The 14,710-nt window shown below is 30.6% G+C and carries 13 protein-coding genes; 1 reads left to right on the forward strand and 12 read right to left on the reverse strand.

The window, feature by feature from the left end:
* Positions 1-32 precede the first annotated feature (32 nt).
* The 6 genes from murB to uvrA all read right to left on the reverse strand — a co-directional run bounded on the left by murB (position 33) and on the right by uvrA (position 9,299).
* Positions 33-956, reverse strand: a complete 924-nt coding sequence (gene murB, locus Q5O44_RS05880; protein ID WP_022167470.1) for a UDP-N-acetylmuramate dehydrogenase — start codon at positions 954-956, stop codon at positions 33-35.
* A 76-nt stretch (positions 957-1,032) separates the two neighbouring features.
* Positions 1,033-2,904 carry an excinuclease ABC subunit UvrC gene (uvrC, locus tag Q5O44_RS05885; protein ID WP_022167471.1) on the reverse strand — a complete coding sequence of 624 codons (1,872 nt, stop codon included), beginning with the start codon at positions 2,902-2,904 and terminating at the stop codon, positions 1,033-1,035.
* 226 nt (positions 2,905-3,130) lie between these two features.
* A complete protein-coding gene (locus Q5O44_RS05890; RefSeq protein ID WP_022167472.1) occupies positions 3,131-4,693 on the reverse strand; it encodes a penicillin-binding protein 2 in 1,563 nt (520 codons plus the stop codon).
* Between the two features lie 4 nt (positions 4,694-4,697).
* Positions 4,698-5,933 carry an FtsW/RodA/SpoVE family cell cycle protein gene (locus tag Q5O44_RS05895; protein WP_022167473.1) on the reverse strand — a complete coding sequence of 412 codons (1,236 nt, stop codon included), beginning with the start codon at positions 5,931-5,933 and terminating at the stop codon, positions 4,698-4,700.
* Between the two features lie 14 nt (positions 5,934-5,947).
* Entirely contained in the window at positions 5,948-6,400 is a 453-nt protein-coding gene (locus tag Q5O44_RS05900; protein ID WP_022167474.1) for an FHA domain-containing protein, read from the reverse strand.
* 73 nt (positions 6,401-6,473) lie between these two features.
* Entirely contained in the window at positions 6,474-9,299 is a 2,826-nt protein-coding gene (uvrA, locus tag Q5O44_RS05905; protein ID WP_022167475.1) for an excinuclease ABC subunit UvrA, read from the reverse strand.
* A 234-nt stretch (positions 9,300-9,533) separates the two neighbouring features.
* Between uvrA and Q5O44_RS05910 the strand changes: the two genes are divergently transcribed.
* A complete protein-coding gene (locus Q5O44_RS05910; RefSeq protein ID WP_022167476.1) occupies positions 9,534-9,668 on the forward strand; it encodes a hypothetical protein in 135 nt (44 codons plus the stop codon).
* 74 nt (positions 9,669-9,742) lie between these two features.
* On the opposite strand, the gene Q5O44_RS05915 is transcribed toward Q5O44_RS05910, so the two are convergent.
* The 6 genes from Q5O44_RS05915 to Q5O44_RS05940 form a co-directional block, all read right to left on the reverse strand.
* Positions 9,743-10,048: a nucleotidyltransferase domain-containing protein gene (locus tag Q5O44_RS05915; RefSeq protein WP_022167477.1), complete on the reverse strand. Its 306-nt coding sequence runs from the start codon at positions 10,046-10,048 to the stop codon at positions 9,743-9,745.
* Between the two features lie 2 nt (positions 10,049-10,050).
* The gene (locus tag Q5O44_RS05920) at positions 10,051-10,452 is read right to left on the reverse strand and encodes a nucleotidyltransferase substrate binding protein (RefSeq protein ID WP_022167478.1); all 402 of its coding nucleotides are present in this window, start codon (positions 10,450-10,452) and stop codon (positions 10,051-10,053) included.
* A gap of 87 nt (positions 10,453-10,539) precedes the next feature.
* A complete protein-coding gene (locus Q5O44_RS05925; protein ID WP_022167479.1) occupies positions 10,540-11,433 on the reverse strand; it encodes a sensor histidine kinase KdpD in 894 nt (297 codons plus the stop codon).
* A 58-nt stretch (positions 11,434-11,491) separates the two neighbouring features.
* Positions 11,492-13,123: a hypothetical protein gene (locus Q5O44_RS05930; RefSeq protein WP_022167480.1), complete on the reverse strand. Its 1,632-nt coding sequence runs from the start codon at positions 13,121-13,123 to the stop codon at positions 11,492-11,494.
* Positions 13,116-13,829 carry an ABC transporter ATP-binding protein gene (locus tag Q5O44_RS05935; protein WP_022167481.1) on the reverse strand — a complete coding sequence of 238 codons (714 nt, stop codon included), beginning with the start codon at positions 13,827-13,829 and terminating at the stop codon, positions 13,116-13,118. Before Q5O44_RS05935 ends, Q5O44_RS05930 begins: the two co-directional genes overlap by 8 nt.
* Positions 13,830-13,845: 16 nt before the next feature.
* Complete coding sequence (locus tag Q5O44_RS05940) at positions 13,846-14,709, reverse strand: ABC transporter permease subunit (protein WP_291660376.1); 864 nt, start codon at positions 14,707-14,709, stop codon at positions 13,846-13,848.
* Between the last annotated feature and the right edge of the window lies 1 nt (position 14,710).

A 14,710-nucleotide genomic window follows, 5' to 3' on the forward strand; every position in this document is an offset into this window, starting at 1 on the left:
TCGTAATTCATAATTCATCATTAACTAAGTTTTTAATTGTTTTCGTCTTCTCCAACAATTCTTACTTCTGTATGAAGTTCTACACCGAATTGTTTTTTAACTTCATCTTGAATATGCTTAATTAGATTTAAGATATCCTTTGCACTTGCTCCACCTTTATTTATAACAAAGCCTGAATGTTTGCTAGAAACTGCTGCACCATTCATTTCATATCCTTTTAATCCAGCATCTTGTATTAGCTTTCCTGCAAAATAACCTTCAGGTCTCTTAAATGTACTTCCTGCTGATGGATACTCAAGTGGTTGCTTAGATTCTCTCTTTTCAGTTAAATCTGCAATCATTTCCTTAATAGTCTTTACTTCACCATGTTTTAAGCTTAGTATAGCACTTAAAACTATATATCCCTTTTTCATTACAGCAGAAGATCTATAGCCAAAATCTAATTCTTCTTTAGATAAAGTCTTTATTTCTCCCTCTTCACTAATGACTTCTATACTTTCAACTACATCACTCATACAACCATCATAAGCACCAGCATTCATAAACACAGCTCCACCGATAGTTCCTGGAATACCACAAGCAAATTCAAATCCTGTTAAAGAATGCTCCATTGCTTTATCTGAAACTGCCTTAAGCATAACTCCTGCTTCAACTTCTATTTTTTCTCCTACTACTTCCATTCCAGTTAATGATGTTAATAAGATTACTACTCCTCTAATTCCTCCATCTTTAACAAGCAAATTAGAACCGTTTCCTATAACATATACAGGAATATTGTTTTCTCTACATATCTTAACACTTTCAATTACTTGTGATTTAGTTTCTGGAATTAATAAAATATCAGCTGGTCCACCAACTTTAAAATTAACATAATTTTTTAATGGCTCATCTATCTTTATATATTCTTCTTTATATAATTGGCTAAACAAATTTCCTAACTTATTATATTTATTCATGGTTAGCTCCTTATTTCTTAATTAATTACATTTTAATAGTATAAATTAAATTATCCCATTTAACAAGGATTTTAAGCTATTTGCTTTCATTTCCATTGAAATATTGATAAATACTTTCTGCTGCTTTATTATTTATGCTTGGAGTCTCCAATAATTGCTCTAAAGTAGCACTTTTTATATTATCTACACTGCCAAACTTCATTAGTAAGGCTCTTCTTCTTTTTTCTCCTACATTAGGTATATCATCAAGGACAGAATGAAGTGTCTTTTTATCTCTTAAACTTCTATGATATGTTATGGCAAATCTGTGTACTTCATCTTGAATTCTTCTTATAAGCTGCATTAAATTAGAGCTTCTATTAATAATAAGTTCTTCATTATTATAAATAATCCCCCTAGTGGCATGTTTATCATCTTTAACAAGTCCGCAAACAGGAATATTTATATTTAAATCCCTTAGTACTTCTAATGCTATATTTATCTGACCTTTTCCACCATCCATCATTATAAGATCAGGAAAATTAGAAAACTTACCTGCTGAAAACTGCAACTTAGATTCTTGTATAGCCTTTACTTCTTCTAAACCATGAGAAAATCTTCTGGTTAGTATTTCTCTCATACTGTCATAATCATTGGCACCTTTAACGGTTTTTATTCTAAACCTTCTATAATCACTATTTTTAGAGCGTCCTTCTTCAAAGACAATCATTGAACCTACTGAATCAACACCTTGTATATTTGAAATATCATAAGCTTCAATTCTTGAAGGCCAAATTTCTAAATCTAATAACTCCTGAAGTTCTTCTAAGGCTATCTTATTGATTTCCTTATCTATTAAGTATTTATCCTTAAATTTTTCTAAGGTTATTTGGGCATTGTTTTTTACCATCTCAAGCATTTCTCTTTTTTGACCTTTTTGTGGAACCTTAATCCAAACCTTAGCTCCTCTTTTAATAGTTAAATATTCTTCAACTAACTCAACATTACTTATTGCTGGAACATATATAGTTCTTGGAACCTTTGCAGTACCTCCATAAAAAGATGTTATAAATTCTTCTAGTATTTCTTCAATGGAATCTTCTGCTGTATTTTCAAAAATAAAATGCTCTCTACCAAGAATTTTTCCTTCCCTAGAGAAAAATACCTGTACACAGCTATCTTTTTCATCTTTGTAGATATTTATAAAATCTTCATCGCCTTCCATGGTCTTAAATATTTTTTGTTTTTCAACTATAGCTTTTATAGCTAAAATTTTATCTCTTAAATCTGCTGCTTTTTCAAATTCTAAGTTCATGGATGCCTCTTCCATTTCACTTTGAAGTACTTTTAATACAGTAGTATCTTTTCCGCTTAAAATATCTATAACATCATTTATCATTTTACCATATTCTTCCTTACTTATGTAGCCACCACATGGTCCAAAACACTTCTTAATATGATAATTTAAACAAGGCCTTACAGTCTCTCCTCCCTCTTTAATTAAAAGCTTACAAGTTCTTAAAGGGAAAATCTTATTTATTAAATTAATTGTTTCATATACTGCTGTCCCATTAGTATATGGTCCAAAGTATTTACTTCCATCTTTAGAATAGTTTCTTGTAACAAAAACCCTTGGAAAATCATCATTAACAGTTATCTTAATAAAAGGATAAAACTTATCATCCTTTAGCAAAATATTATATCGTGGGCTATACTTTTTTATTAAGTTACATTCTAAGATTAATGCTTCCATTTCTGAATCTGTAACAATATACTCAAACTCAGCAATATGCTTAACCATTACTCTAACCTTTTCACTGTGATTTTTAGAATTCTGAAAATAACTCTTTACCCTATTTTTCAATATCTTAGCTTTTCCTACATAAATAACTTCTCCAAGAGAATTTTTCATTAAATAAACCCCTGGCTTAGATGGAAGATTTTTTAAATGATATTCAAAATCAAACACCGTATCACTCCGTTTCACTACGCTTAACTACGCTTCACTACGTTTTAATGATGAATTATGAATTACGAATGATGAATTAATGATGAAACTCAAAGAGTTTCTTAAAATATATTCTTTTTTAAACTCCCATGGAGTTTATTCCGCAATTCATCATTCATCACTCATCATTCATAATTAAAAAAAGGAGCTTATAGCTCCTTTTTTTCGAAGAGCTTCCTCTTCTGTATTAATATCCAAGTACTGCTTTTCTTACTACGTAGCTGGCAATTTCAGCTGAAATTACTGCTCCACTTTCACCATTTTCTACAATAACAGCCACTGCTATTTCTGGATCATCAATTGGTGCTGCTGAAATAAACCATGCATGTGGAATTGCATCTGTTCCATCAGGTAATTTATAATCTGCTGTACCTGTTTTTCCTCCAGCATTTGTTCCTTCAAAAGCTGGCCATCTATAAAGATTATTATCTACTAAATATTTCATATAGCTTTTTATAGTTGAAGCTATATCACTTGAAACCACTTGCTTTAATTCTGTATCTTCCATTGTTTTAACAGTATTACCTGCACTATCTAAAATGGAGTTTACTAATCTAGGTTGCATCATCACTCCATCATTAGCAACTGTTGCTGCCACTAAGGCCATTTGAATTGGTGTAGATAAAACTCCACCTTGACCAATACCACTTTGTGCTATTTCACCTTGGGCGTAGCTCTCTAGTGTTGGGAACTGACTTGCTGTTATAGTTAACCCTGGACCACTAATAACTGAATTAAATCCATAGTTTTCTGCTGTTTGTTTTAAAGTACTATTACCTAATTCCATAGCTAATGTTCCAAAAACAACATTACTTGATACTCTATAGGCATATCTTAAATCAATGGCTCCATGTGACTGATATGCATAGTTATTTAAAGTAGTTCCATCATCAAAAATAATTTTTCCTTGATCGTTAAATGTCCTATTAGCTACCCCTGGGATGTTTTCCAAGGCACTTGATAAAGTAACGGTTTTAAATACTGAACCTGGTGGATATAATCCATCGATAGCTCTATTAATAAGAGGAGTCTCTTCATCACTTCCGCTGTAAGCCGCCTCCAGTGCTGCCCCTAGATCATTTGGATCAAAGGATGGCTTAGAAACCATAGCCAGTATTTCTCCAGTCTTAGGATTTATGGCTACTACTGACCCCTTATTATCTCCTAATGCATCGCTAGCTACCTGCTGTAATTCTAAATCTAAAGTAGTAACTATGCTATTTCCTACCTTTGCTTCATTTTCTTCTTCCTCATTTTTAACTTTAATCTTATCTACAAAAGTCTTAAAGTTTTCTGATAAATTTAATTTCTTTTCGTTTATTAAGTCATCTTTTATATCACTAACTAATCCTGCAAAATCTATGCTACTTAAAAATGCTCTATAACTATTTCCTATAAAACTGTTGCTACTTAATTCATCATCATATTCTGATTCCAGACCTGACATTCCGTAGACTTCATCGTAATATCCCAATGGATGAACTAATAAATCACCATAAAGATATTTTCTATCTTGAGTTAAATCATTAATCTTAGTAGTTTCAGTTAAAGGTGTACCATTTCTATCATAAATAGTACCTCTAATAACTTCATTTTTTGCTGCTAGAACTCTTACATTTCCTGAATCCTCAGCTATTTTAGGACCTCTAAACACTTGAAAATATGCTATATATGTTATTAATGCTATAAATAAAAACAAAAACACAACCATTACGTGTTGTACACTTTTAGCTAATTTATTTTCATCCATACTCTTACGCCTCCTCTGATACCTTTTGTAATATTCCTAAAGCAAAGAATATGGTAAGCACTGATGAACCACCATAACTTAATATTGGAAGTGTAATACCTGTTAAAGGAATTACTCCAAAAATACCACCTATAATAACTAATGTTTGACATGCTATCATGGTACTAAAACCTACAACAGACAGCTGTGAAAACTTATCATTGGTAACATATGCTGATCTGATACCTCTGAAGAATAATAAGAAGTATATTATCATTAAACCAACGGCAAATATCATGCCAAACTCTTCACATATTGCTGCATATATGAAATCTGAATCATTTACTGGAATATACTCTACATATCCTTGCCCAAGTCCACTTCCTACAAGTCCACCTGAGGAAATAGCATATAAAGATTGTACTAATTGGTATCCTGCATCAGAAGCATATTCCCATGGATTTCTCCAAATCATAACTCTTTCCCTTACATGGGCAAAAAGATTATATCCTAATATGGCTCCTGCTGTAGCACCACCTAAACTTAATGCTACATATAGCTTTTTAGAAGTTGCCACATAAAGAAGACTGATAATTATTCCAAAGAATATAAGTGCTGAACCTAAATCAGCTTGTGCAACTAGGAATATAAGTGAAAATCCAGCAACTAAAGCTGGCACTATCAGTTGCTTTATATCATCTTTAATACTTCCATTATCCTCATATTCAGAAAAAGCTGCTGCCAAGTATAGCACTAATGTTATCTTCCCAAACTCTGAAGGCTGAACCATGAATTTACCTATACTTATCCAGTTATAAGCACCACCAATAGCTGATGCTCCAGTTATTTTTGCATATAAAAATGCCATAGGCATAAGCACTATGGTTGCAATCATATAAACATTCTTATATTTAGCAAACCTGCTCATATCCGGTATTATGGCTACCACTAATATGTAACCTATTACTCCAATAGTAACCCATACCAATTGCTTTACAGAAGTTGCTTTATCAATTCTATAAAGCATAGCTATACTTACCACTGCTAAAACACTTGCAAAATTTAAAATAAATTTATCACCATCAGGATAATACCTTCTAATTACAAAGTGGGAATAGCCTATTAAAACACATAGAACTACTCCCATAACTATTGCAAGAGTATCAAAGGGCTTTGATTGCAAGCCCAGATAAGTGAAAAGTAGTAAGCATAGTAAATAAATCATTCTTAATAATCTCTTTTCCTGCTTAGATCCTTTCATGCCTTTAACCACCTCTATTGCTTTCCTGGCTTTAATACTTTAAAAATAGCACTTCCTATTTTTATTTCATCATCAGCTGTTAATTTTGCCTTATCTTTTATTCTTTCATCATTTACATATACACCATTAGTACTATTTAAATCTTGAATATAAAGATTATTATTTTTAACATATAATTTAGCATGATAACCAGATGCAAATGGCTCTGATAAAACTATTAAATTATCTTCTCTTCTACCTATTGTTAATTCTGTTCTGACTAAAATTACAGAACCTTCTTCTAAATCCTCACTAGCCCCTGGATTAATTACTTCCACTGCATATTTTCTTGCTGCTGGATTACTTTTCTTTTTACCACCAGTCTTTACATCCTTGTACATTATTTTTAATGAATAATATATTATTCCATACAAAAATACAATAAAGGCTATCCCAAATACAAAGGCCATTATCTTGCTAATACTCATTTCTTCACCTCTATCTACTGTTCTTCAATCTTAATATTAATAGTTATTGAAAAAAATAACAACCCATGAATTATTATCTTAATAACTTTTTAAGATATTTTCCAGTGTATGAATCTTCTACTTTCACTATTTCTTCTGGCTTCCCTTTAGCCACTATAGTACCACCTTTATCTCCACCTTCTGGTCCTAAATCTATAATATAATCTGCACATTTTATCATATCTAAATTATGTTCAATAACTACTACAGTATTACCTGCATCCACAAGTCTTTGAACAATCTGTACTAGTCTATTTACATCATCTACATGAAGTCCAGTAGTTGGTTCATCTAAGATATATAATGTCTTTCCTGTGCTTCTCTTAGATAATTCATAAGCAAGCTTTATTCTTTGAGCTTCTCCACCTGATAATTGTGTTGATGGCTGACCTAATCTAATATATCCTAAACCAACATCATATAATGTCTGAATTTTATTTTTGATTCTTGGAATATTTTCAAAGAATTCTAAGGCTTCCTCTACAGTCATATTTAATATATCATCTATATTCTTACCTTTATATTTAACTTCTAAAGTTTCCCTGTTATATCTTTTTCCTTTACATACTTCACATGGAACATAAACATCAGATAAGAATTGCATTTCTATTTTGATGATTCCATCACCAGCACAAGCCTCACATCTTCCACCTTTTATATTAAAGCTGAATCTTCCTGGCTTATACCCTCTCATTTTAGCTTCTGTTGTTTGAGCAAATAATTCCCTGATAATATCGAAAGTTCCTGTATATGTTGCAGGATTTGATCTTGGTGTTCTTCCAATTGGACTTTGATCTATATCAATAATCTTATCTATATTTTCATAACCTAATATTTCCTTATGAGCTCCAACTGGATTCTTGCTTTTATTCACAAGTTTATTTAATCCCTTATAAAGTATTTGATTAATTAAGGTACTCTTTCCTGAACCAGATACACCAGTAACCATTGTTAATGTTCCTAGCGGAATATCTACATTAACATTCTTAAGGTTATTTTCTTTTGCACCTTTTATCTTAATAAACTTACCATTACCTTTTCTTCTTTCAGCTGGTAGTTCAACCTTTTTTTCACCAGTTAGATATTGACCAGTTATGGATTCCTTACAAGCCATTATTTCTTCCACTGGCCCTGCTGCTATTATCTGTCCACCATGTTCACCTGCTCTTGGACCTATATCTACGATAAAGTCGGCTTCTCTCATAGTATCTTCGTCATGTTCAACTACTATAACTGTATTTCCTACATCTCTTAAATTTTTAAGAGTTTGAATCAACTTGTCATTATCTCTTTGATGAAGACCTATACTTGGCTCATCTAGTATATATAGCACTCCCATAAGTGCTGAACCAATTTGTGTTGCCAATCTAATTCTTTGAGATTCTCCTCCTGATAGTGTTCCTGAATTTCTTGAAAGATTAAGATAATCAAGTCCAACATTAACAAGGAATTCTAATCTATTCTTTATCTCCTTAATGATTTGATCACTAATCATCCTATCCTTTTCAGAGAACTCTAAAGAGTTTACAAACTCTAATTCATCTTTAATGGACATCTTTGTAAAGTCATAAATGTTTATGCCTCCAACAGCTACTGCTAATGCTTCCTTTTTAAGACGTGCTCCTTTACATTTTGGACAATAACTATCACTCATATATTGCTCTATTTCAGCTTTAATAACATCAGAATTAGTTTCCCTATATCTTCTATCTAATGTATTTATTTCACCATCATAAGCATATCTATAAGTGTTTAGGGAACCATCTTTTTTATATTTAACATTCAAAGTCTTGCCTTGTGTTCCATATAACAAAAGATCTAGCTCTTCTTTTGAAAATTCCTTAATAGGTTTATTTAAATCAAGATCATATTCTGCACTTAATGCTTTTAATATGGCAAAAGTCCATGAATCTTCTTTTAATCTTCCTTCCCCCCAAGTTGCTATTGCACCTTCCATGATGCTTAAGCTTTTATCAGGAATAATTAGGTCTGGATCAAACTCCATTAATGTTCCAAGTCCATCACATTTCTCGCATTTTCCCCATGGTGAGTTAAATGAAAATAATCTAGGTGCTAATTCATCTATGCTTATACCACAATCAGGACAAGCAAAATGTTCGCTGAACAGGATATCTTCCTGTCCTACTACATTTATGATAACTAATCCTTCAGCCATTTTTAAAGCAGTTTCGATAGATTCAGCTAATCTGCTTTCTATGCCTTCTTTAATAACAAGTCTATCTACAACTGCTTCTATATTATGCTTAATATTTTTTTCTAAACTGATTTCCTCTTCAGCTATTTCATAAATTTCGCCATCTATCCTTACTCTAACAAAGCCTTGCTTTCTTATATTTTCAAGGACCTTTTCATGCATACCTTTTTTTCCTCTAATCACTGGCGCTAAAACTTGAACCTTAGTTCTTTCCCCAAGTTTCATGACATTATCCACAATTTGATCCACAGATTGCTGAGTAATTTCCTTACCACACTTTGGACAATGTGGAATACCTACTCTAGCATATAATAATCTTAAATAATCATATATTTCTGTTATTGTTCCAACAGTTGATCTTGGATTTTTGCTTGTGGTTTTTTGATCTATTGAAATTGCTGGTGATAATCCTTCTATATTATCAACATCTGGTTTATTCATTTGCCCTAAGAATTGTCTTGCATATGATGATAAGGACTCTACATATCTTCTTTGTCCTTCTGCATATAAAGTATCAAATGCTAAAGATGACTTTCCTGAACCAGAAAGCCCTGTAAAAACTATTAGCTTATCTCTTGGTATCTCCAATGAAACATTCTTCAAATTATGTACTCTTGCACCTTTTACTACGATTTTATCTTTCATAAAGTCCACCTCTTCCCTTATTTATCGCCATTCATTTTATAGAAATTATTTCTTTTATTATTTTTATCATATTATTCTACATTTAATCTCGAACAGACATTCTTTATTACTATTTTAGAGTTGTTATTTTTTATTGTCAATTACATTTATTTTTGCATAATTAATTGGCAATATTTATGCATTGAATTATTACTTTATATTTGATAGCATATTTATCCAGGAGGGAAAATTAATATGTATTTATGTAAAGACTGTAATTCTGAATTGACTTTTAGATTAGTAATTGATGATACAGAAGATACTAAAAGAAAAAAATTATATCTATGTGAAAAATGTGGAATATATCACTTTATAAGTGATGAAGAGTAACTTTCTTTATTTAATATAGCCCTCTTATTTAAATATATTCTAATTTTATAAAAATAAGGTGTTATAAAAACACCTTATTTTCTTTCATAGATAATTTTCCCTTCATTATCTATATGCTTTTTTAAGTTTTCATTTGTAATACAATTATATTGTAATATATCAAAAAAGTATGGTAATGGATAAACTTCATTTAAATAATCATCTAACTTATATACTGTCCTTCTATCAATACCATCACCAATTATTGCAATATCTACATCTGATCCCTTTTTATAATTACCAATAGCTCTACTACCAAAAACTATTGCCTTTTCTATTTCATTAAATTTCTTCATGGCCTTTACTATATATTCTATATCTCTTTCAATTAACCCAAACATATTTATAGCTCCTTAGATAACTTTTCATACATTTTGTCCAACTCTGGTAAATACATAGTTATTATCTCATTTGTCATCTTATTAGCAAGTTCTTCATCATATGTATGTGTTGTTAAATTTCTATTTGATAATGCATCCATCCAAATATGTCCATTATCAATTAAACCTATTTGGAACGCTTGCTTAACAGTTTCTCTGGGACTTTTAACTAAATACTCCTGCGCTTCTAAATAATCTTTTAATACCTTCCACGCCAATTCAAAAGTCATTTCAAAAAATTGAATTATACCAGCTCTTTCAAGCTCAGTTGTAATTGGTTGCTTAGCATATTTATTTAATAATTTATATGATTTATCAAAATTCTCAAATCTTTGTTTCCATCTAATATCCTTTAAATTATCCATAACTCACCTCTATATTAATTTTTAACATATCTTCATAATTATATTCTATTATAAAACAAAAGTAGATAAACTTTTAATTTTACATTTTTAATTTCTTATATTCCAAGTTATACTTATAACTAATTTTCCATCCTCCGATTTAGCCTTTATTTCATGTCCAAGCTGTGTTACAAGACTTCTTGTTATGGAAAGTCCTAAGCCAGTATTCCTATCACTTCTTGATTTATCAGCTGTATAAAATCTTTCAAATATCTTTTCCACATCTTCTTCACTTAAATCAGATGCTCCATTAATAAATTCTGTCACTATTTTATTGCCATCTTCCTTTAAGGTAATCTTCACAAAGCTTTCACCATGCTTAAGGACGTTATTTATTAAATTAGCAAATATTCTGTTTACAGCATTTTCATCAGCAATAATATCTCTAACTTTTTCATCAATTTCAATTATAGGATCAATACCATTTTCCATAAAATCATTATAAAAAGAAGCTATATTTTCACATAATAAAGCACTTAAATTTATCTTCTTATAATTAAACTTATATTCATTTCCTTCTATCCTTGAAAGTTCATAGAAACTGCTAATCAGTGTCTGCAAGTATTTTGTCCTGCTTTCAATGATATCCATATATTCTTCTTTTTCTTTTTCAGTGATCCTAGGTGACCTTACTAACTGCATATATCCCATTATGGAAGTAAGAGGCGTCCTTAAATCATGAGACATGTTAGATATACTTGCCCTTAAATCCTCTTCAACCTTCTTCTTTTCAGAATTTACCTTTTGTCTGCCATCATATAAAAGATTTATTCTACTTACCAATCTATCTAAATCCTTATCAGAAGTACCAGTCCTTATATTTACATAATCATCTAAATGATTATCTATTTGTTTAACTATACTTTTAAACTCCCTTTTATAACCTGCTATAACCATAATAAGCACAATAATTATAATTATAGCTATAATATTAAAAACCATTTCTTTTCTCCTAATTAATCTAAATATGGGATGTATATTCATACACCCCATATTTATTCTATAACATCTTAAATTGTTTTACACCCTTTGTCATTAATATATTCCAAGCTATAAAAGCTACAGCTAAGAAGATTATTGCTAGAAAACTTAAGAACATTAATATATTTTCTACTTTCAATAATAAGAAGACCGCTATTGGTAATGCAATAGAAGCAAAAGTTACAACTATACCTATAAATACTGCTGCACTTTGCTTAACAACTACCGTTGGATTTGACCAGTCTAGCTTTGGAAAATATACATTAATCAATAATCCTAACACAGCATTTAAAACTGAAAATACTATGGCTATTATTATATTTAACATTAAATATATAACATGAAACTTTAATGCCACATAAAATATTATATTACTTAAAATAGCTGCTGGAATTGTTAATATTAAATTACTGATTATCTTGGCTTTAAATATTTCCTTTTCACTTACTGGCAATGTTTTTTTAATCCATAAATTTGTTCCCTCTAAGGATATACTAGACATTGTAGTACATGTTAAACCTATACCAAAGATAGTAATAATTAATGTACCACAAGCAATTAAAGCACTTAATTTTTCAGCTTCTAACATTGTACTTATCTCAGGAACTACTAAAATTGATGTAATAAATTCACTACCTTTAAATAATGAAAGTACTGCCACCCCTAAAACTATTAACATACCTACAATTGTATTCATAACATAAATACGTATTGAAAAATATAACCTTAGTTCACCTTTAGTTAATGCTGATAACTGACTGCTTGTTTTTAGCTGACCTAATTTATAATTTGATTTTCTATAGTTTTCACCTAATATTTTATTTATCTTACTAAAAATTCTACTGAATACAGCAATAAATATACTAAATGGAATAATTGAAACTGCAATAAATTTAACCAATGACACTAAATTGAAATCAACCATTGCCTCTGCTAAATATTGTGCTGGTGGATATACCTTGCCAAAACCTTCTACTATGGATTCACTATTTAGCATAAAATAATTAATAATATCATTCATTCTTATGGAAGCATATAAAATTAACATCACTGCTGATAAACCAATGATTATAGACATGGCATTTTTGTGCTTAAACTTAGATGAAATATAATATATTATCATTGCAATAATTGATGCTAACACCACTGGAATCATAGGAATAAAGATTAAACCTATAAGCATCACTAAAAAGAATGTCCAGCTAGTATTTCCACTGATTATGAAATAAACTATTGATACTGGAACGATAATTAATGATGTAAATATATAATTTATAATCATCATTTCCATTAGCTTACTACATAAAACAGTACTGCTTTTTATTGGCAAAGAACTTAACAATTCATAATCTTTTGCTGAAAATAATACGCCTGGTGCTTTATAAATATAAGTAAACACTATTATTACAGAACTAATAATTACTGCAAATAATAATAGTAATTGTAGTTGTCCCATGGGCTTTAATACCTCTGCTAATCCATAACTATAAGTACTTGACATCAATACAAGAGTAAGACCAATAAAAACAACCATAAAAGATGTAAATATTAACTTCTTCTTTTCTTTGCCTTCCTTTATATTTTTAGATAAGCTATTGATACCTGTGGTATTATAAAAAGCTACCTTTAATAAAGATGCTAAATTACTCATTATCTATCAACTCCAAAAATACATGCTCAAGTGAACTATTACCCTTTACTTCTGCTGTCTTTCCTTCAGCAACTATATGACCGTTCTTGATTATGGCAACTCTATCACAAAGCTTCTCAACTACTTCAAGAACGTGACTGGAGAAAAATATGGCACTGCCTTCATTACATATTTCTCTCATTATTTCCTTCAAGGTATAGGCTGCTTTAGGATCTAGCCCTACAAAAGGCTCATCTAACACTAAAAGCTTTGGTTTATGAATAAGGGCTGAAATTACCACAAGCTTTTGTTTCATACCATGGGAATAAGAAGAAATTAAATCACCTAGATAAGGTGTAAGTTCAAATCTATCACCATAAAGTCTTATAAGTTCTTCCCTTTGCTCCTTGCTCACCTTATATATGTCGGCAATAAAATTCAAATATTGTATTCCAGTCAAAGCTTCATATATATCTGGATTGTCTGGTATATATGCCATAACCTTCTTACATTCTAAAGGCTCATCTTTAATGGACATATTATCGATTAGTATATCTCCCTGTTGAAAATCAAGTATACCTACTATAGATTTTATTGTGGTTGTCTTACCTGCTCCATTATGGCCAACAAAGCCATATATTTCACCATTATTTACTTTTAATGATATATCTTCAACAACATTTTTTCCTTTGCTATAGCTTTTTGAAAAATTTCTTATTTCTAACATCTTAATAACCCTCCAGTTATTTTATATCTTGACCTCTAAATATAGTTATACCAGCTACCAGTGCAATAGCCATGGTAACTACACCTATTACCATGCTTCTAATAACATCCTGTAAACTTGCTTTAATTGCTGTAACTAATGCACTGTTATAAAATAATGATAACTCATATATCTTATCAAACCAATCATAAACACCATATAAGAAGCTAGCCATTGTTGGTAATAATATAAATAACGCCACTGATATACCTATGGTTGCCCCATTGCTTTTTACTAAAGATGATATAACCATTATTATTGCCGCCACTGCACCAAAAACTATCACTGCTCCTAAAAAAGTCTCAACCATATGAATCAATTGTGTAAATTTAAACTGCTCTCCCCAACCCTTTGTAATGATGACTCCTAAAGTAGTAACCCCTGTCATTATTGCCATAATAATGGCTGAGCCTGCAATTATATTAATAAACTTAGCTATATAGAAGCTTGTTCTATTTTTACCATAAGCTAAAGTATTTTTTATAGTTCCCTCTGAATATTCCTTAGCTACCATTGTTCCCACAAGAACTGCAATAAGTATTTCCATTATACCTGAACCAAAAGAAGCGTGAAATGCTTCTACAGCAGTTATGTTAAAGGGATCTTTTGCTCCATTAGTATGAAATCCTAGGCTTCCTGGTGAAATTATTTCATCAGAATCATTATTAATCAAAGACTCCATTTGCTCTTCTGAAACTTGTGTACCTAAAGATTTGCTTAAGAATTCCTCATTTATTACATTATTCATAACCACATTTAATAAACCTAATAATATTGCTACTATGCAAAGCACCTTAAAGCCCCTGCTTTTATACATCTTATAAAATTCAGCCCTTAACATT

Origin of the sequence: Clostridium sp. CAG:221, assembly GCA_000435835.1 — a bacterium.
In the GTDB taxonomy this organism is placed as follows: domain Bacteria; phylum Bacillota; class Clostridia; order Clostridiales; family Clostridiaceae; genus Clostridium.